The organism is Mycobacterium sp. NGS49 (assembly GCF_059812565.1).
The window spans coordinates 229,419-248,598 of sequence record NZ_JCALCX010000007.1 but is presented as its reverse complement, the minus strand read 5'-3'; the positions used below and the strand labels follow the sequence as shown (position 1 = coordinate 248,598).

17 protein-coding genes, 1 tRNA gene and 1 pseudogene are annotated in these 19,180 nt (G+C 64.9%); 6 read left to right on the top strand and 13 right to left on the bottom strand.

The window, feature by feature from the left end; genetic code table 11:
- Nucleotides 1–99 precede the first annotated feature (99 nt).
- The 5 genes from AC5Y7D_RS09885 to AC5Y7D_RS09865 all read right to left on the bottom strand — a co-directional run bounded on the left by AC5Y7D_RS09885 (nt 100) and on the right by AC5Y7D_RS09865 (nt 4,465).
- Nucleotides 100–172, bottom strand: a tRNA-Ala gene (locus AC5Y7D_RS09885).
- 49 nt (nt 173–221) lie between these two features.
- Complete coding sequence (gene sepX / locus AC5Y7D_RS09880; RefSeq protein WP_499923563.1) at nt 222–1,289, bottom strand: divisome protein SepX/GlpR; 1,068 nt, start codon at nt 1,287–1,289, stop codon at nt 222–224.
- A gap of 257 nt (nt 1,290–1,546) precedes the next feature.
- Nucleotides 1,547–2,200: a GNAT family N-acetyltransferase gene (locus AC5Y7D_RS09875; RefSeq protein ID WP_499923560.1), complete on the bottom strand. Its 654-nt coding sequence runs from the start codon at nt 2,198–2,200 to the stop codon at nt 1,547–1,549.
- A gap of 15 nt (nt 2,201–2,215) precedes the next feature.
- Nucleotides 2,216–3,496, bottom strand: coding sequence for a molybdotransferase-like divisome protein Glp (gene glp, locus AC5Y7D_RS09870; protein WP_499923558.1), 1,281 nt, complete (start codon nt 3,494–3,496; stop codon nt 2,216–2,218).
- A 57-nt stretch (nt 3,497–3,553) separates the two neighbouring features.
- Nucleotides 3,554–4,465: a UTP--glucose-1-phosphate uridylyltransferase gene (locus AC5Y7D_RS09865; RefSeq protein ID WP_499923556.1), complete on the bottom strand. Its 912-nt coding sequence runs from the start codon at nt 4,463–4,465 to the stop codon at nt 3,554–3,556.
- Nucleotides 4,466–4,553: 88 nt separating this feature from the next.
- Between AC5Y7D_RS09865 and AC5Y7D_RS09860 the strand changes: the two genes are divergently transcribed.
- The 5 genes from AC5Y7D_RS09860 (at nt 4,554) to AC5Y7D_RS09840 (ending at nt 9,262) form a co-directional block, all read left to right on the top strand.
- Nucleotides 4,554–5,159: a 5-formyltetrahydrofolate cyclo-ligase gene (locus AC5Y7D_RS09860; RefSeq protein ID WP_499923554.1), complete on the top strand. Its 606-nt coding sequence runs from the start codon at nt 4,554–4,556 to the stop codon at nt 5,157–5,159.
- Between the two features lie 76 nt (nt 5,160–5,235).
- A complete protein-coding gene (locus tag AC5Y7D_RS09855) occupies nt 5,236–5,553 on the top strand; it encodes an FmdB family zinc ribbon protein (RefSeq protein WP_499923553.1) in 318 nt (105 codons plus the stop codon).
- A gap of 283 nt (nt 5,554–5,836) precedes the next feature.
- Nucleotides 5,837–7,534, top strand: a complete 1,698-nt coding sequence (locus AC5Y7D_RS09850; protein WP_499923551.1) for a peroxidase family protein — start codon at nt 5,837–5,839, stop codon at nt 7,532–7,534.
- Between the two features lie 47 nt (nt 7,535–7,581).
- Nucleotides 7,582–8,241, top strand: coding sequence for an SAF domain-containing protein (locus AC5Y7D_RS09845; RefSeq protein ID WP_499923550.1), 660 nt, complete (start codon nt 7,582–7,584; stop codon nt 8,239–8,241).
- Between the two features lie 55 nt (nt 8,242–8,296).
- Nucleotides 8,297–9,262, top strand: coding sequence for a polyprenyl synthetase family protein (locus tag AC5Y7D_RS09840; protein WP_499923548.1), 966 nt, complete (start codon nt 8,297–8,299; stop codon nt 9,260–9,262).
- Between the two features lie 12 nt (nt 9,263–9,274).
- On the opposite strand, the gene AC5Y7D_RS09835 is transcribed toward AC5Y7D_RS09840, so the two are convergent.
- The 3 genes from AC5Y7D_RS09835 to AC5Y7D_RS09825 are packed head-to-tail and all read right to left on the bottom strand — an operon-like array spanning nt 9,275 to nt 13,744.
- A complete protein-coding gene (locus AC5Y7D_RS09835; protein WP_499923547.1) occupies nt 9,275–10,429 on the bottom strand; it encodes a lipocalin-like domain-containing protein in 1,155 nt (384 codons plus the stop codon).
- A 5-nt stretch (nt 10,430–10,434) separates the two neighbouring features.
- Nucleotides 10,435–13,038 (bottom strand): FtsX-like permease family protein, encoded by a 2,604-nt coding sequence (locus tag AC5Y7D_RS09830; RefSeq protein WP_499923544.1) that lies wholly within the window; start codon nt 13,036–13,038, stop codon nt 10,435–10,437.
- A complete protein-coding gene (locus AC5Y7D_RS09825) occupies nt 13,031–13,744 on the bottom strand; it encodes an ABC transporter ATP-binding protein (protein WP_499923541.1) in 714 nt (237 codons plus the stop codon). The genes AC5Y7D_RS09830 and AC5Y7D_RS09825 overlap by 8 nt, the downstream gene beginning before the upstream one ends.
- A 377-nt stretch (nt 13,745–14,121) precedes the next feature.
- Here AC5Y7D_RS09825 and mscL point away from each other — a divergent pair, with 377 nt between their 5' ends.
- A complete protein-coding gene (gene mscL / locus AC5Y7D_RS09820; RefSeq protein WP_499923538.1) occupies nt 14,122–14,583 on the top strand; it encodes a large-conductance mechanosensitive channel protein MscL in 462 nt (153 codons plus the stop codon).
- An 11-nt stretch (nt 14,584–14,594) separates the two neighbouring features.
- On the opposite strand, the gene AC5Y7D_RS09815 is transcribed toward mscL, so the two are convergent.
- From AC5Y7D_RS09815 to rpmF, 5 genes and pseudogenes are all read right to left on the bottom strand, one after another.
- The gene (locus tag AC5Y7D_RS09815; protein WP_065045409.1) at nt 14,595–15,140 is read right to left on the bottom strand and encodes a MogA/MoaB family molybdenum cofactor biosynthesis protein; all 546 of its coding nucleotides are present in this window, start codon (nt 15,138–15,140) and stop codon (nt 14,595–14,597) included.
- Nucleotides 15,140–16,337, bottom strand: a pseudogene (locus tag AC5Y7D_RS09810) (S1C family serine protease); the annotation flags it as partial. The gene AC5Y7D_RS09815 and the pseudogene AC5Y7D_RS09810, both read right to left, overlap by 1 nt.
- Nucleotides 16,338–16,697: 360 nt before the next feature.
- A complete protein-coding gene (locus AC5Y7D_RS09805; RefSeq protein ID WP_499923587.1) occupies nt 16,698–18,227 on the bottom strand; it encodes a HAMP domain-containing sensor histidine kinase in 1,530 nt (509 codons plus the stop codon).
- Between the two features lie 2 nt (nt 18,228–18,229).
- Nucleotides 18,230–18,916, bottom strand: a complete 687-nt coding sequence (gene mprA / locus AC5Y7D_RS09800; protein ID WP_055576902.1) for a two-component system response regulator MprA — start codon at nt 18,914–18,916, stop codon at nt 18,230–18,232.
- A 75-nt stretch (nt 18,917–18,991) separates the two neighbouring features.
- Complete coding sequence (rpmF, locus tag AC5Y7D_RS09795; RefSeq protein ID WP_499923536.1) at nt 18,992–19,165, bottom strand: 50S ribosomal protein L32; 174 nt, start codon at nt 19,163–19,165, stop codon at nt 18,992–18,994.
- Between the last annotated feature and the right edge of the window lie 15 nt (nt 19,166–19,180).

Here is a 19,180-nt window from a genome sequence, read left to right as displayed (position 1 = left end):
CTACTGGCGCAACCAACAGAAAAACCCCGGCCGATGGCCGGGGAATCTGTAACCCATGACGCGACTCATCTGTAACCGATGACGCGACTCATCACACTGTGGAGCTAAGGGGATTCGAACCCCTGACCTACTCGATGCGAACGAGTCGCGCTACCAACTGCGCCATAGCCCCTGATCGCTAGCAGGCTACCAGCCGCGGCCGCCAGGCAACCAACCGCGCACTACTGCCCGACGGCGCGCGGCAAGTCACGCGGCCAGCCGTAGTTGCGCATCGGCACCGCATAGTCCAGGTGCTCGAAGATCGGGTCCTCGTCGTCGATCTCCAGCACCACCGCACCCGGGCGGCGTAGGCGCGAGGGAACCAGGTCGTATTCGCGGTCCTGGGTGTTCTCCACGCCCAACCGGCTGCGTGCCATCCGCTGCATCCGGCGACGACGCACCTTCTCCTCGATCTTGGTCTGACGACGGAGATAGAACAGGTACAGCAGGGTGATCGTGGTCGCGACGCCGCACAGCCACCACGCCGCCGGCGTCACTTCGAAGGCGGCGATCGCCGAACCGACCAGGACCACCGCCATGGCCACCAACACGCGCTTGCGGAAGGCGTATTTACGGGCGCTTACCGCAGCGGCGGTCTTGTTGTCGAACCGGCGCCGCCTGTTGACACCCACCGCGTAGGCCGGCGGAGCGTCGTCGGCCTCGTCGTCGTCTTCCTCCGGCTCCAGACCAGAGGAGTCCTCCACGTACTCGTATTCGTCGTCTGCGAGTTCGTCACTGCCCTCGGTGTGTGCACCGGCAGCGTCGGCCTCCTCGACCACGAGCAGCGCCGGCGCGGGAGACCCTGCGGAGCGGGCGTCGCTGGCGCCCACCGGGAGCGCCGCCGCATCCTCGTCGATCACGTCGACGTCGAGATAGTCCGGTTCGGCAGGCTCGGCGACCTCCTCGGCCCGCGCCATCGCAGTGACCACCGACCGCGGCCGGGCAATCTCGCCGGTGTCGGCTTCCTCGTGCTCCGAGTGGTCCTTGTCGGCGTCGGCGAAGGCCCCGTCGATCGGCTCGGTGTCCCAGTCCTCCTCCGGCTTCCAGTCCGGGTCGCTGCGATGACCGGCCGCGGGACCGGTTCGTTTGAGCAGCCGGGCATTGGCTCCACCATTGAGCACTCTGGTCGCCAGGGCCACATCGCTGGTACGCCGGACCGCGTCGCGCTTGCTGATCAACATCGGCACCAGCACGAACAACCAGAGCACCACAAGCGAAATCCACAACAACGATTGCGGGATGCTGGGCATGATGACCTGCTCTCTTCGGTTGCTGTCCCCGCGCGGCCCGATGGTGGCCGGCGCGGCCGGGTCTTCCTGAGCGACCAGGGCAATTACACACCTGTAATTTGCCTCTTTCAAGCATCACACGCCACATATGTCACGCTAGCCACAAAATTGTTTCGGTTGTCTCACCGCGGGGCGCGCCGACCCATGCGAGATGGCCACCACGGTCGCGGTTCGGGCACGAATGCAGCCACGACGGCAATGTCGTCGCAAGGAGCGGATCAGACCCAGCTGGCGCGTCCGGCGCGGACCAGCGTGGAAGCCACCGATCCGTAGACCTCTTCCACGGTGAGCGCAACCAGCAGATGGTCGCGCCAGGCCCGGTCCACCTCGAGGTAGCGCCGCAGCAGGCCCTCTTCGCGAAAACCGGCCTTCGCGAGCACAGCCCGGCTCGCGGCGTTCTCCGGGCGGACCGTGGCCTCCACCCGGTGCAGCATCACCGGTCCGAAACAGTGGTCGAGCCCCAACGCGACGGCGCCCGTGGCCACTCCGCCGCCGGTGCACTCACTGGACACCCAATAGCCGATCCATGCCGACCGCAGCGCCCCATGGGTGACGTTGCCGATGGTCAGCTGACCACAGAACTGCCCGTCGAGCTCGATCACGTAGGGCAGCATCCGCCCTGTACGGGCCTCGGCGCGCAGGCCCGAGCACACCGCCGGCCATGCTGCCACCGAGTGACGCACCGGCCACTCCCCTTCGGTGCTGGGCTCCCATGGCTCCAACTTCGCACGGTCGGCCAGGCGGATCCGGCTCCACTGCGCGCCGTCGCGCATCCGCACCGGCCGCAGCCGGATCACCCCCGCCGCCACCCGCAGCGGTCCGACGCTAATCGGCCAGCCGGGATGCCGGGAATTGGATCGCAACAAGTTCACGAGCCGCAGCCGCGATCAGCCGTGCTGAGCCAGGAAGGCCACGTCGACGATTTCACCGGTACGAATCTGCTCGGCGCCGCTGGGCACCACCACCAGACAGTTCGCCTCGGCAAGCGTGGCCAGCAGGTGCGAGGACGCGCCCGGCGCGCCACCCAAGGCCTGCACCAGATATTCACCGCTGTCCTGGTCGCGCATCAGCTGGCCCCGCAGGAAGCCCTTGCGTCCGCTCACCGAGGTGATCGGCGACAGGGTTCGGGCCTGCACGATGCGTCGCATCGGGTGCCGCTTGCCCAGCGAAAGCCTGATCAGCGGCCGCACCATCACCTCGAAAACCACCAGCGCGCTGACCGGGTTGGCCGGCAGGAGAAACGTGGGCACGCCGTCGCGGCCGAGCTGGCCGAACCCCTGGACCGAGCCCGGGTGCATGGCGACCCGCACCACCTCCATGTCACCAAGTTCGGACAGCACCGCACGAACCGCCTCGGCAGCCGCGCCGCCTACTCCTCCGGCGATCACCAGCACCTCGGCCCGGTTGAGCTGGCCCTCGACGATCTCGCCGAGTTCTTTCGGGTTGTTGCTGACGATGCCGACGCGGTTCACCTCCGCACCGGCGTCACGGGCCGCGGCCGCCAGGGCGTAGGAGTTGACGTCATACACCTGCCCATTGCCCGGGCTCCGGGAAATGTCGACAAGCTCCCCGCCAACCGCCATCACCGACACCCGCGGGCGCGGGTGCACCAGCACCCGTTCGCGGCCGACCGCGGCCAGCAGTCCCACCTGGGCCGCACCGATGATGGTCCCGGAACGCACCGCCACATCGCCCGGCTGCACGTCGTCACCGGCGCGTCGCACATACGCACCCGAGGGCGCGCCGCGCAGCACCCGGACCCGGTTCATCCCGCCGTCGGTCCACCGCAACGGGAGCACGGCGTCGGCCAGCGTCGGTAGTGGTGCCCCGGTCTGTACCCGGGCAGCCTGGCGCGGCTGCAACCGGCTGGGGGTTCGCGCACCCGCCTCGATGGTGCCCATCACGGGCAGGGTGACCGGCTCGCGAGTCTCAGCGATGCCGTCATCGCCGACGGCTTCGAGTGGCCCGGAGTCACCGACACCGAGTACGTCGACGCTGCGCACGGCGTAACCGTCGATGGCGGCCTGGTCGAATCCGGGCAGGGGACGTTCGGTCACCACTTCTTCGGCGCACAACAGCCCCTGCGCCTCGGCAATCGCGACCTTGATCGGCCTGGGGGCTACCGCTGCTGCCGATATCCGTGCCTGTTGCTCCTCCACAGAACGCACAGTGCGCCTTCCTGCCGTCCAGCCCAGGCGAACTGAGCCCGAGCACCGGCATGCCGGCTAGTCTTCGGTCAGGCCCAATCGCGCCACCAACCACCGCCGCAGTTCCGGGCCGTAGTCGTCACGATCCAATGCAAAGTCAACCGCAGCCTTGAGGTAGCCGCCGGGATTTCCCAAGTCGTGTCGGGATCCGCGGTGCACCACCACATGGACCGGATGGCCCTCGGAGATCAACAGCGCGATGGCATCGGTGAGCTGTACTTCGCCGCCGGCACCGCGCTCGGTGCGGCGCAGCGCGTCGAAGATCGCGCGGTCCAGCACATAGCGTCCAGCCGCCGCGAACAGCGACGGCGCATCCTGAGCCTTCGGCTTTTCGACCATGCCCTTGACGCGCAGCACGTCCTGGCTGCCACCGTCCGGAACCGCTTCGACGTCGAAAACGCCGTAGGCGCTGATCTCCCCGGGCGACACCTCGATGGCGCACAGCACCGTGCCACCATGCTGCGCACGCACCTGCGCCATCGTCTCCAGGACGCCGGCGGGCAGCACCAGGTCGTCGGGAAGGAGCACCATCACCGCGTCTTCATCCGCCGCCAGAGCGGGCTCCACGCAGCTGATCGCGTGACCCAACCCGAGGGGTTCGGCCTGCACCACCGACTCGACCTTGATCAGTGCGGGGGCGCGACGGACCTTGGCGAGCATGGCCTTCTTGCCGCGGGCTTCCAGTGTGCCTTCCAGCACCAGGTCCTCGACGAAGTGCGCGACGACGCCGTCCTTGCCCTCGGAGGTGATGATGATCAGACGCTCGGCGCCGGCATCGGCGGCCTCGGCGGCCACCAGTTCGATCCCCGGCGTATCGACGACGGGCAGCAACTCCTTCGGCACGGTCTTGGTCGCGGGAAGAAACCGCGTTCCCAAACCGGCAGCGGGGACGATCGCCGTGAAGGGGATCGCTACTTCTGGTCGAGACATCGATTCACACCATAGCCTTATCGGCTGTACATAAACCGCCAGGTGGCGAGAACGCGCGGGTGTTCGGTGGTCTGTCATGGTTAGAGCCATGGCAACCGCGGGCAAGTCGGCGTTGCGGGATCGGCTCCTGGCGGCCCGCCGCAGCGTTGCCGACGAGGTTCGCGCCGCCGAGGCGCGGAGGCTCACCGAGCATTTGGAACAGGTGATAACCGGCGCCGGCACCGTGTGCGCCTACGTGCCGGTGGGCTCGGAGCCGGGTTCGCCGGCCATGCTCGAGGTGTTGCTGCGTCGGGCCGGCCGGGTCCTGCTGCCGGTGGCGCGCACCGGCGCCGATGACACACCGTTGCCGCTGCGGTGGGGCGAGTACCGTCACGGGGACGGCCGGCGTGGCCTGGTCGCCGCGCGCTGGGGGTTGCTGGAACCGCCGGAGCCGTGGTTACCGGAGTCGGCTCTGGCGGAGGCCGGCGTGGTGCTGCTGCCGGCCCTGGCGGTCGACCGCCGTGGCGTCCGGTTGGGCCGGGGCCGCGGCTTCTACGACCGCTCACTGGCGGCGCGCGACCCACGGGCGCGCCTGATTGCCATCGTTCGGGACCCCGAGCTGGTCGAGGAATTGCCGGCCGATCCACACGACGTGCCGATGACGCATGCTCTCACCCCGGGGCGCGGGCTGATTGCGCTGCCGACCGGGGAATGATCGCGGTCACGTGGCGGTTCTAGCACTTGAAACGGTAGAGTGCTAAGTCAGACTTGACATCATCCGGAGGTTTTTTGTGCCGACGTACAGCTACGCGTGCACCGAATGCGGCCACCGCTTCGACAAGGTGCAGGCCTTCACCGACGACGCGCTGACCACCTGCGAGAAATGCTCAGGGCGACTCCGCAAGCTGTTCAACTCGGTCGGAGTCGTGTTCAAGGGCAGCGGCTTCTACCGCACCGACAGCCGTGAGACCGCGAAGAAATCGACGGCCAGCGAGTCCAACGGTTCGGGTTCGGGTTCGGGCTCGGATTCGTCGGACAACAAGACCTCCGGTTCAGCGGAGAAGTCAACCAGCAACTCCACGGCGGCTACGGCGACCACGTCGAGCTGATCCAACAATTGCGGCGTGAATTAAATGGACACGATTCGTGCCTGAACATTACTTGACGCGGTAGCGTCAAAACCATTTACACGAGCCAGCTGCAGTATCGCGTTTTTATAACGCTTAGGCCTCGGTTCAATAACGGGCAGCGCCTTTCTGCGTCAGGTCAATAGCATTCGTCCGAAACGCGAGCAGGAGGTCTGCGATGGTTTTGGCACGTAAGGGCACCGGCCGACCCGACGCACCGACTGCGCCGGGGATGAGTTTTCGAATCTGGGCGTTCCGTCGGCTGTTGATCCATCGTCAATTCCTTATCCCTTTCATCGCGGGGTTTCCACGTTTCTGGAGCTGGGTGAATTCGACACGCAAACTGCGGCGCTGGTGCAATCGCGTGTTTGTCAACTTATTTGCCTACGCCGCGCAGCCGCGGCCCACCGCGCTCTCGCTCTGGAGCCCGGAGCCGGCGGCCCCCACACCCGACTACGTCAGTTGGACGGGCCTGGTGGACCGCCGCTACACGGCGCGGCAACTGCCGCCGGCAACCGCGGACTGGGTGCAGCGGCTTCCCGACCGCGGTGATCTCCGGCAGATTTTTCGGCGTCCGGCGGGCCAGATCAGCTACTGCCCTACCAGCACGGCGCTGTTGGGGTTCTTCGCCCAGTGGTTCACCGACGGCTTCATGCGTACGGACGCCGGGGATCCACGCTGCAACACGTCCAACCACGAGGTCGACCTCTGCCAGGTGTACGGGGTGCATGCCACCGACACGGAACTCCTGCGCGAACGATCCGGCGGCAGGCTCAAGAGCCAGCGCATCGACGGACAGGAGTACCCGCCGTACCTGTTCGAGAACGGCGAGGTGCGTCCGGAATTTCGCGGCCTGTCCTACGTCGGCCTGACCCCGGACGGGACATGGGGCTATCGCGACGCCCGGCTGGCGAACGACCCCTTGCTCACCCCGGAGCGCAAGGCCCGCCTCTTCGCGACGGGTCTCGAACGCGGCAATGTCACCGTCTTGTTCAGCGGCATCAGCACGATCTTCCTGCGCGAGCACAATCGGCTGAGCGCGGAGCTGCACCGGGCCTACCCGGACTGGGACGACGACCGGCTCTTCGAGACCGCGCGCAACATCAACATCGTGCAACTGCTGCGAATCGTCGTCGAGGACTACGTCAACCATCTTTCGCCCGTGAATTTCCGACTGATCGTCGATCGGAGTTGGGCCGAACGCGAGTACTGGTACCGCACCAACCGCATCAATGCAGAGTTCAACCTCCTGTACCGCTGGCATGCGCTCATGCCGGACGTGCTCACGATGCCGGGGTGCACGATTGCTGCCGCGGATTACATGCTGAACAACGAACAGCTACTGGTGCACGGTGTCGAGAACCTTATCGAGGCTGCCTCGTCCCAGCGAGCGGGCCTGATCAGCCTCCGCAACACACCAGACTTCCTGATCGAGGCGGATCTGGCTGCCATGGACAAATCCCGGAGCTGGCGCATCCGCTCCTACAACGACTATCGCGAGCTGTACAGCCTTGGACGCGTGGAGACATTCGCGGAGATTTCTTCAAACCCGACCATCAGCACCGCACTCAAGGATTTGTACGGCTCGGTGGACGACGTGGAATTTCTGGTGGGCCTGCTGGCCGAAGACCGGATCGCCGGGTCACCGCTTGGCGAAACGATGAGCATCATGGTCGGCACCGATGCCTTCACGCAGATCTATACCAATCCCCTGCTGTCTCAGAACGTGTATGGCGAGCAGGCATTCGCGGCGCTGGGGATGCGCAGCATCGAGCGCACTGAATCGTTCGCTCAGCTGGTCGCCCGCAATTGCAGCCCCGGCCGGGGGGCGCCACAGGTGTCGTTCACCCACGTGCGCGCCGAATCCGCATCCGTCCCGCACAACGTCCGCCGGCCCGTTGCCCGCAGCCTGACCGACACCGCCGTGGCCCTCTGGGGCGCACACGCGTTATCCACAGATTGACCTCTGCCGGATACGGCCGATGCTGTGCCGTGCTTAAAGTCTTGGGCATGGGCGAATCGCTCAATCCGACCCTGATCAGCCGTATCGCCGCGCTGTGCCGTCCGGACTGGAGCCGGACCGTCCTGGTCCGACGGATCGCCGCCGGCGCACTGGTGGGGCTGGCCGGACTGGCGGCGCTGCGCTCCAACCCTGAGGGTGATCGCGTCTACGTCCTGGTTGCCGCGCGGGACCTGAGTCCGGGCACCGCCCTGAGCGACACCGACGTGCGGGTTGAGCAGCGTTCGGCGGCAACCGTTCCCGAGGGATCACAGACAGATCCCGGCAGGGTGCTCGGCGTGACGCTGGCCAGCCCGGCGCGTCGCGGCGAGGTACTCACCGACGTCCGGTTGCTCGGTAGCCGGCTGGCGGAGTCGACGGCCGGCCCAGGGGCACGAATCGTGCCGCTGCATTTGGCCGACGGCGCGCTGATCGACCTGATACGGGTGGGCGACGTGGTCGATGTGCTGGCCGCTCCGGCCAACGACATCCAGCAGTCCGCGGTGAGCAAGGTGATAGCCACCGACGCCGTCGTGGTGCTCGTGTCGGCCAAGGAGAAGCTTCGGTCCAGCGAGCAAGACCGCGTAGTCCTGGTTGCGCTGCCGGCCCGCGTGGCCAACACGGTGGCAGGCTCAGCACTGGGGCAGACGGTGACGTTGACCCTGCACTGAGTCCGAAAGTCAGCTCCGACAGGCAGATCGGCCCGGCACACCATAAGTTGTACACGTGCCCAAAAAGAAGAACGGCGTCGCCGTCACCCGGTTTGCGGACGCCGAATCCGCCGCCGGTGTCCCTGACCTGCTCACCCGCATAGAGGACTTGATCGCAGGCGAGCTCGGTGTGAGCGGCGAGGCTGTCCGGGACGCGCTGCCGGACGCACGCCAAGTGGACGATGGTCGCTTGCGGCCGTTATTCACGGTTCTTGCAGCGCAATTCGGGCCGACTCCGGATGCCTGGCAGGTCACGGTCTCCGGCGCGGCCCTCGAACTGATACATCTGGCCACCGTGTGCCACGATGACGTCTCGGATGGGGACGGGGTGCGCCGCGCCGGCTCGAACACCCGCCAGGCCAACAACAACGCCATACTGGCCGGTGACTATCGGTTCGCGACGGCCTCAAAACTCGGCGCTCGCCTGGGCCAGCGGGGTTTCCAAGTTGTCGCGGAGGCTTTCGCCGAACTGATCACCGGAAAAATGCGCGAGATGCTTGGCGCCGCAACGGATGGCGACCCTGTCGAGCACTACCTACGGTGCGTGCGCGAGAAGGAGGGCTCGCTCGTTGCAGCGGCCGGACAACTCGGGGCGACGTTCGCCGGGGCGAGTGAAGAAGAGAGCCTTCGGTTATCCCGTCTGGGGCGGCTGATCGGGACCGCGTCGCAGATCGCCGACGACAATGTCGATATCGTCGGCGCTTTGCGACGCGGTGTCTACAACCTGCCGGTCCTCTACGGGCTCCAAGGGGAGGGGCGGGATGCGGACCGGCTGCGCACAGCGCTGGCCGCCCCTATCGACGACCCTAACGTCGCCCAGGCCGTTGCATCGGCTCGATCTTCGTCCGGCATGGCAGCGGCAGAGAAAGTGGTGGCCGGCTACGCGGCAATGGCACATGAGGAACTGTCCTTGTTGCCGGATTGCCCCGGCCGTCGGGCGCTGTCCAAGCTGATCGACGACTTGGTATCCGCGCGAGTGTAAAGGTGTCCGAGCTCACCGGACCGGTCTTGCATAGCCAGTCATTTCCACGTAGCCACGGCCCCTGATCGGCGTCTCTTGATGACGTCCGTCGAACCCGACCGCACCTTCCCAGTAGGTCGTTGCTCCGCGAAACTCCTGGTTCGGCATCAGTGCGGAGCCTGTCAACCGCAGCCCGAGTCGTCTCACCTCGATTTCCCAGCCACTGGGGTATGTGGCACCGCTGTCGCGGCTAGTCCAACGGCTTTTCACGTCCATGCGCCAGTCGGATCCGTCGAGATGGGTCACCCTACCGTCAGCCGCTACAAAGGAGCCGCTCGACAGCGGACTCACCCGGCCATCCGCCTCACGGATCTGACACACCATCAAGGCGGTCCCGTCATCGAATTGCAGAGAGAACCAGTCCCAGCCCACATCGTGGGAGCTCAGCGCACTGGTGCCGTATTCGTGATCCTTCCAACTGAGACCCGTCACCGCGAATGTTTCGCCATTCACGCTGACGGTACCCCGGGTGTCTTGCCGCACCAACGAGTAGTAGTAAGACGCGTTACCCGCATTCGTACTCTTGATGCTCAAACCGCCATCACCGTGCAGTACGGGCGGCAGATTTTGCGTTAGATTCAAGTCCAGCTTGATATTTCCCGCTTGCGCGAATAGTTGAACGACACCGTTTCCCGCGTCCCGGGCATACCAATCTTCCAGCCACACCCTGTATGGCTCGGCCGTGGCGCCGGCCAGGCCGAGGCTATTGCGACTGAACTTCTCATTCGGATAAAACGCGTTGTTGGCGATATCACTGACCGCAAAATGCGCCATATAGATGTTGTTCGCCCGCCAAGATGACGCATCGATGCCATGCACTTCGTTGCCGGGCGGGGTCAACGACCTCCGGAAAAACGTCAGCTGGTAACCGAAAAGCCTGCCGTCCCCGGTCTGCAGGTTCCCGGTGTAATACCACCATTCCGTCTGATAGTCGAAGTGTGGCCCAAGATCCCGTGGAAACTTAATGGCACCCGGCTGAGTTGCCAACGCATACCCAGCTACGTTCTCGTCGGACACCATGCTGAGCAATGGATCAGACGCGGCTGATTGCGGTTGGTGTTCTTGCCACCACCACAACCCCACCATAGTAGCGACGACCACGAGTAACGCCATTCCAGCCTTTTTCACAGGAATTACTCCTCACGAATCGCTGTGGCAATGCTGATTCGCCCCGATCGCCAAGCGGGATACACGCCGGCCGCCAGTGCAGCCACTAGAGCCACCATGACGGCTTGGCCGAAGTGACCCAATTCCCACTGCATTTCCAACGTCCAGCCGAAGGAGCGCACGTTGATGATATGAATGAGAATCCAGGCCAATGCGAAACCCGAGGGCAGGGCCATCGCGCTGGCCATTCCGCCCATCAGCAGGGTCTCCGCAAAGGTCAATCCCCACAACTGACGTGTACTCATACCGACGGCACGGAACGTACCGAATTCACGGGCCCTTACCAACTGCAAACTCATCAACGCACTCAATACCCCGACAAAAGCGACCACCGTGGCGACCAGCTGTACGGCACGAGTGACAGCAAAGCTGCGGTCGAACGTCGCCATTGCCGCTTCGCGAATGCTGCGTCCGGATTGAATCACAATGTCGTCTCGCCCTTCGAACTTGGCGCGCATCAGGTCCAGCACCCTAGCGGGGTTTGCACCTGATTCCAGTTGGAGAGACATCGTTGTGACATCCGCGTCGGCCCAATTCCGCTGATAACTGGCCTGACTGATCAGTACCACACCCTGATCCGATGTGTAATCGGAGAATACAGCCAGAATCGGAAACACTTTCGGCCCTGAATCCGTCATCAGGGTCAAGGAACCGGGTGGGGTCTTCAAATTCTGACGCGATACCAACGGCTCCGATACCATCACGCCTTCGCCGGACATCACTCGCGGCCAGACTTCGGCTTGATTATCGCCGGTCCAGGTCAGTCGTTGCTTACCCTCGGAAATATCGCCGGAGACCGCCATAACCTGCACATCTCGTCCCCAATCGGGGTCAAAAACCGATGCATACCGAGTCGTGACCGCCTTGCGCACACCCGGCCAGTTGCCCAGACTTGAAACGGCGTCGGCGGGCAGGCTACCGCGGGGACGCCCGGACGTCAGCGTGGGCGGCGACACGTATATATCAGTCGGCCAACTGAGCTCCAGCCAGCTGGCAAATGTCTGGCGAAATGAACCCACCATCATTGACACGCCGACGATGACCGAGATCGCTGTCATCAGTGCGGCGACGGCGATTGACGTCCGACTCAGCGAGCGCACGATATTGCGCGGCGCCATTCGGCCTATCGGGCCGAACAGAAGACCACCGCATGCAGCGAGGCGACACATGACAAACTGCGCCACTGGTGGCGTGATCAGAGCAAAGGAGATCAGAACGGCATAAAGACCGACGAACGCGACGATCAGGTTGTTGCCCGGCCACCGCAGCATTAGAACGCCGAAGCCACCCAGCAAGAGCCACGCGACCCACAACCACGGCATGAAGCTGCCGACTTTTCGTTCCAGGGACGACCGTCGCAAGACAGTGGCCGGCGTGGTGCGCATAGCTTCGTAGGCGGGCGGCACGGTAGCAAACAGGGCAGCCGCGATGCCGACTACCAGTCCTTTGACCAAGCCTGGAACAGCGACATCCACGCTGCGCACATCGGCGACGAAATAGTAGTCGTTGATGGATTTACTCACGAGCCCGACCAGGCCTTCGCCGAGCCAAACACCAAGAAACAGCCCAATTGCGGCGCCGATCAGCGCGGCAGTGAGCGATTCCAACATTATGATGCCGAACAACTGCCCACGGGAGACGCCCAGACAGCGCATGATGCCGAAAATGGGACGTCGCTGCACGATACTGAAGGTAATCGTGTTGTAGATCAGAAAGATGCCGACCAGCAGTGCCACCAAGCTGAGCGCGGCCAAGTTGATCGTAAATGCGGCGGACATCTGCTTGATCGCATTATTTCTTGTGTTCACCGCTTCCAGGCGCACACCGGCCGGTAATCGTCGTTCAATTTGCGCGGCCGTCGCGTCGTCATTGAGGATCAGGTCGATATGACTAAGCCGGCCATGCATGCGCAACATCTCTTGTGCGGTAGCGACATCGGCGATGATCACGTCCTGTAGGCGCTGTCGGCCGATGTCGTCCGCGGGTGCTATGAGACCGACCAGTGTGACAGTGGCCGGATTACCTTCCACTTGGACGGCAAAGTTGTCACCGAGAGCCAGGTTGTACTTTGCCGCCACATCTTGGCTCAATACGACACCATCCGGCCGGGTCAAGAACTTGCTTGCCGTCACGAAATCCTGTTGGGCCCACAAGTATGGCCGGAAAACCGGCTCGGCAAATGGATCCACGCCCATCAGGCGCATTGGGTGGTTTCCCATCTTCCCGGCACGCAGATAACCTTCGACAACGGGCGCCGTCAAATCGTAGCCGGCTTTGCGTAGATCGATGTAAATCTGTTGATCGAACCCTCTGGCGTTACCGCTGAGCAGCCGGTGGGTGGCCTTTCCGGTGACGGCTTCGGCAGAAAGGTCGAACGCGCGCATTGCCGAGCGGTTCGCCAGGTCGACGGCGACGATCATCGCCACGCCCAGCGCAATACCCAGGACCAGCAGGACATATTGAAACGGCTTCTTGCGAAGGCGGCGCCAAGCAATACGACACAATGCCGGGTAAGCGCGGAGCGGGTGAACAACTATGTGTGCTGCAGGGTCGGTACGCGACTCAACCATTGGCTGGTTGGCTTTCGTGGAACACGTCGGGCACCAATTTCCCGCCCTGCAGGTTGAGGACCCGGTCGGCACGTTCCGCAACGGCCGAGTTATGGGTGGCCATTATCAAGGTTTTGCCCGCCCGACGGGTGAGATCGAGCAGCAGCTCCAACACGGTCTCCCCCGATTCGTTGTCGAGGTTACCGGTCGGTTCGTCCGCCAATACCAGCATGGGATTACGCACCAACGCACGGCAAATAGCCACGCGTTGTTGTTCGCCGCCGGAAAGTTTATCGGGGAGACTTTTTTCGCGTTCAGCCATGCCTACCTTCTGCAGGAGGTGGCGCGCGATACCGGCCGCCTTCTTGTAGGGCACTCCGGCTAATTCTTGAGGCAGCGTGATGTTCTCGATTGCCGTGAGGGTGGGAATAAGGTTGAAAAACTGAAAGACGATTCCAATATGGTCGCGGCGAAATCGCGTCCGGTCCCGTTCGCTCTTGGCGGCCACGGGAAAACCGTCAATAATGACCTCGCCGGACGTGGGCGTTTCGATGCCACTGATGATATTAAGCAGGGTGCTCTTGCCGCTGCCACTGTGCCCCAACAGCACGACAAAATGCCCTCGGTCAAAATCGGCGGTGATGTCATCCAAGACGCGGCGTTGGGTTTCCCCTTCACTAAACGTCCTGCTCAGCTGCCTCAGCTGGACGATCGGCTGTTTACTCATCACGGTCCCTTGCCCGGAAAGTCACACCGTATTGTAGGCAAGTTTGTCGCATTTGGCTGAACGAGTGGGGACGGGATTTTTTATCGCTGGCTGGTGTGCCGGTTGGGAACCGATCGCGCCTGTGGTGCCGCGGCCACGTGTTTCACAAGTTTCTTTGCCAAATTCAATGAATTCTCATTGAATTCAAGTTGCCGAGACAAGCCGGGACGATTCGGTGTGCCTGCCCCGGCATGTGGGTCACCGGAGGCGCCGTTTGCTGATCCGCCGGCTAAGGGCCTCAATCCGCTCCCGCGCGGTGGAAAACGACGCAAATTGGGTTAGGTTTTCCTCGGGTGCCGATCCGGGACGGCTGATGACCACTGCAGAAAGGATGTCCCATGCTCAAAGGGTTCAAGGAGTTCCTGTCGAGGGGCAACATCGTCGACCTGTCCGTCGCGGTGGTCATCGGTACGGCGTTCACGGCGTTGGTCACCGCCTTCACCGACAGCATCATCAAGCCGCTGGTCAGCTCGATCGGTGTCAACCAGACATCGCAGATCAACATCCTGAAAATCCACGTCACCGGCGACCAGTACATCGACTTCAATGCCGTGTTGTCGGGGGCGATCAACTTCATTCTGGTGGCGGCGGTGGTGTACTTCCTGGTCGTGCTGCCGTACAGCAAGCTGCGCAAGCAGGGCGAGGTCGAACAGGCGGACGACGCGCAGGTGGTCCTGCTGCAGGAGATTCGCGATCTGCTGGCCCAGACCAACGGCAGCTCTTCGGGCAAGCACGGCGGCTCGCCCGCTGCCGTGCCGCTGTCAGCACCGCCGAACTACGGCCCCCGCGCCGACACCTAGGACGGCCGGGCTCAGATCTCGAGGCTGGACAGCTGGCCGATGATGTGCGCGGCCAGCGGGTTCAGCGTCGCCATGCCGTCACGTACGGCGTAGCGTGAGCCGGCGAGGTTGACCACCAGCGTGCTGCCGGAGACGCCGGCCAGGCCACGTGACAAGCCGGCGTCGGTGATGCCCGCGGACAGACCCGAAGCGCGAATGGCCTCGGCGATGCCCAGGATCTCCCGATCCAGGATGTCGCGCGTGGCTTCCGGTGTGACGTCGCGGGGCGTGACCCCGGTACCACCTACGGATACCACCAGGTCGACTCCGCCGATCACGGCCGTGTTCAAGGCATTTCTGATCTCGACCTCGTCCGCTTCGACTGCCACCACGCCGTCCACCACGAACCCGGCCTCGGTGAGCAACTCGGTGACCAGCGGCCCGCTGTGGTCCTCGTCGCCGTGCGCGGTCCGGTCGTCGACGACCACGACGAGTGCCCGACCGACTACCAACTCCGCACCCTGTTCCATGGGTGCCACCGTATAACCGAGGTCGGACAGCTGACCTTCGACCTTCATCACTGCTCCGCCTTCCCGAGCGTCACCTGCACGGTGCGGCTGCCGCCGGCAGGATCCTGGAATGTCAACGCCACCTTGTCGCCGGGCGCCTTGGACCGCACCGCAGCGACAAGAGCGTCGGCGCTGTTGATCGGACGGTCGTCGACCTTGGTGACGATCACCCCTTTGGGTACGCCCGCGTTGGCGGCCGCACCATTACCGATGACCTCCATCACCTTGGCACCGGGGACGCCCTTGTCGGTAGTCACCTGCACCCCCAGGGAGGCGTGGGTTGCCTTGCCGGTGCTGATCAGCTCATCGGCGATGCGCTTGGCCTGGTCGACCGGGATGGCGAAGCCCAGGCCGATGGAGCCGCTCTGCGCGTCCCCGGAATCGGCGCCCAAGGTGGCGATGGCCGAGTTGATGCCGACGAGTTGTCCATTCATATTGACCAGTGCACCGCCGGAGTTGCCGGGGTTGATCGCGGCATCGGTCTGGACGGCGTCCAGCACGGTGTTCTGGTTGCCGGCTTCACCGGTAGTCGAGACCGGCCGGTTCAGCGCGCTGACGATGCCGGTCGTCACGGTGCCCGCCAAACCCAGGGGGGACCCGATCGCCACGACCGGCTGACCGACCTTCAGGCCGGCCGAGGAGCCCATGGCGATCGGGGTCAGCCCGGAAGCGCCCTGCACCCGGACCACGGCGATGTCACTGGTCGGGTCGGCCCCGACCACACTGAACGACGCGGTACGGCCGTCGTAGAAGGTCACCGTCGTTTTCGGCGGAGGACTTCCGGCGGGCGGCTTGGCGGCGGCCGCGACGACGTGGTTGTTGGTCAGGATCAGCCCGTCAGCCGACAGGATGACACCAGAACCCTCTTCGGACTGCCGGCCCAGATCCGTCTCGAGCATCACGACGCTCGGCACCACCTTGGACGCCACCTGCTCCACCGAGCCGGGCGGCATATTCGCCGCCGGAACACTCGGGGCACCGCCCGACGCTGCGGTGGTGCCGCGTCCGGAACCCGAATCGTGACCCAGCTCCACGACCGTTGCGGCCGCACCGCCGATCCCGGCGGACACGACAGCGATGGCCAACGCGCCGAAGATCAGCCCGCCGGAGCGGCGCCGCCGGGGTGGGGCCATCGGGGGAAGCATGCCCGGGATCGGGCCGGCTCCGGTACCGCCGGGTATCGGGCGGGCGCCGGTACCTCCCGGGAGGGCACCCACGCCGGTGCTACCGGGGATCGGACCGGGCCCGGTGTTGCCGGGAATCGGGCCGCCTCCGGTGCCGGTGAGCGGGTCGTACGAGGGCCGGAACTGCTGCTGGGGCTGGTACCGCCAGTCGAACTGCTGGTTGTAGCTCTGCTGCCCCTGGGCATAAGCGGGCGGCACCGGCTGATTAGGCGTGGCGCCGTAACCCGGCTGCTGCGGCGGTGGCGAATACCTCGGGTGATTCGTCATGTCGCTGAAACGTTCTTCCTCTACCTTGGGGGCTTAGTTCAAGCCGACTCGACCATGCGTGCGTTGCATGGCACTGAATTTCAACACTAACTGCCAACTACCTTGCGCGCGCGGACTAAGAATCGACTGAGATGACATTCGCCGATCCCCGTGAGTTTTCGCTGTCCGGCGCCCGTCTGGTGAAGCCTCTCCGCATGTCGTTGTCGGCGCCGGCGGCGGCGGGGGGTGCCGCGACCGGCATCGGGCGCCCGGGCAACAACACGTAGATCGACGTGCCCGGGGGCTGACCGCCCGGCTCGGTGTCCTCGACTCGCAACGATCCGCCGTGGTTGAGCACCACCTGCTTGACGATCGCCAGGCCCAGACCCGAACCTGGCATCGCGCGGGCCGAGGCCGAGCGGTAGAAGCGCTCGAAGACCAGGCGGCGTTCCTGCGGCGGAATCCCCGGGCCGCGGTCGGACACCACCAGTTCGGCGTGCGACGGGTCGAGTTGGCGCAGCGTGACGCCCACCCGGCCACCCGGCGGGCTCCACTTGGCCGCGTTGTCCATCAGGTTCAGCGCTGCCCGCGACAGCCCGGCGGAGTCGCCGTACACCTGCCACGGGATCACCTCGACGTCGAAGTGAATGTCGTTGCGGCGGCGCCGGACCCGCTCCAGACTGCGGTCGATGACCTCGGCCACGTCGACCGGCTCGTGCACCGCGTGGCCGGCGTCACCCCTGGTCAGGTCCACCAGATCGCCGACCAGCGTGGACAGTTCCTCGATCTGCGCGATCACGTCGGCACGTAGGTCGATCATTTCCTGCTCGGGCAGGCGGGGCGCACCGGGTGCCATCGACGCCATCAGCAGTTCGACGTTGGTACGCAGCGACGTCAGCGGAGTTCGCAATTCGTGTCCGGCGTCGGTGACCAGACGCGCCTGCCGTTCCCGTGATTCGGCCAGCGCCCGCAGCATCAGGTTGAACGCCTCGGTGAGTCGGGCCAGTTCGTCGCTGCCGAACACCGGAATGGGTCGCAGGTCGTCGGTCCGTGCCACTCGCTCGGCCGCCTCGGTAAGACGGCCGACCGGGCGCAGCCCCGCCCGGGTCACCATCCCGCCGGCCACCGCGGCCACCGCCACGCCCACACCGCCGACCATCAGGAGCACGAAACGCAGCTTGCCCATGACGGCTTCGGTGGGCCGCAGGCTCTTCGAGATCAGCAGCGAACTGCCGTTGTTCAGGTGAATCGCGAGTATCCGCTGATCAGATGCGGTGCGTCGGGACATGAACAGCTCACCGCGGATGACCGCCTTCTCCGGCGCGCCCACCGGCAGGGTCTGGCCCGGCTGGTTGGCGGTGTAGATCGACTTGCCCGGGTTCACCAGCATCGCGTTGACGTCCGAATAGGCGGTGCCCTCGATGGCCTTGCCGGGGTCGGCCGCCAGCGAACCGCTGGCGATCAGCAACTGCGCCCGGCTCTGTAGCTGGTTGTCGATGTCGCTGTAGAGCGCGGCAGAGATCACCGCGTACACGGCCAAGGACATCAGCACGACGACCATCGCCACCATGGACATCGCCAGCAGCATCACCCGCCATCGCAGAGACAACGAGCTGGTCGTCCGCAGCGGTGCGCGGCCGGCCCGGCCGGGGCGGCGGGACCACATCATCAGGGCGGTGTTTCGCGTAGCACGTAACCCACCCCGCGCACGGTGTGGATCAGCCGCGGCTCGCCGTCGGCCTCGGTCTTGCGGCGCAGGTACCCGACATAGACCTCCAGCGCATTGCCCGAGGTCGGGAAGTCGAATCCCCAGACCTCTTCGAGAATGCGGCTGCGGGTCAGCACCCGTCGCGGGTTGGCGATCAACATCTCCAGCAAGGCGAACTCGGTGCGGGTGAGACTGATCCGGCGTTGCCCGCGGATGACTTCGCGGGTGACCGGGTCCAGGCTGAGGTCTGAGAAGGTCATCGCCACCGACTCGGCGGCGTCCTCCGGCTTGGTGCGGCGCAGCAGCGCACGCATCCGCGCCAGCAGTTCTTCGAGGGCGAACGGCTTGGGCAGGTAGTCGTCGGCCCCCGCGTCCAGGCCCGCCACCCGCTCGGAAACCGAATCACGCGCGGTCAGCACCAAGATTGGTAAGTCATCACCGGTGCTACGCAGCTGCCGGCACACTTCGAGGCCGTCCAGCCGCGGCATCATCACATCGAGTACCACCGCATCCGGCCGGTCGCTGGCGATCAGTTCGAGTGCCTCAACCCCGTCGTGGGCCAACTCCACCGAGTAACCGTTGAAGGAGAGCGACCTGCGCAGCGACTCGCGCACGGCACGATCGTCATCGACGACAAGTATTCGCACGGAGCCTAGTTTCGTACGAAGGCCTGAGAGCGGCCTGAGAGGCGCGCCGACCGAACTGCGGGGACAGCCCGGGCGCTAGCGCTTGTCGAGGTCGACCAGGCCAAGGCGGGCGGCCTTGAGCAGGCGCCGCGGCACCTTGTGCTTCTGGCCGGCCACGTTCACGGTGACCAGCCCTGTCGCAGTGGCCTTCCACTGGGAACGCCGGCTACGGGTATTCGAGCGCGACATTCTGCGCTTAGGTACGGCCATGGTCGGGCCTAACTC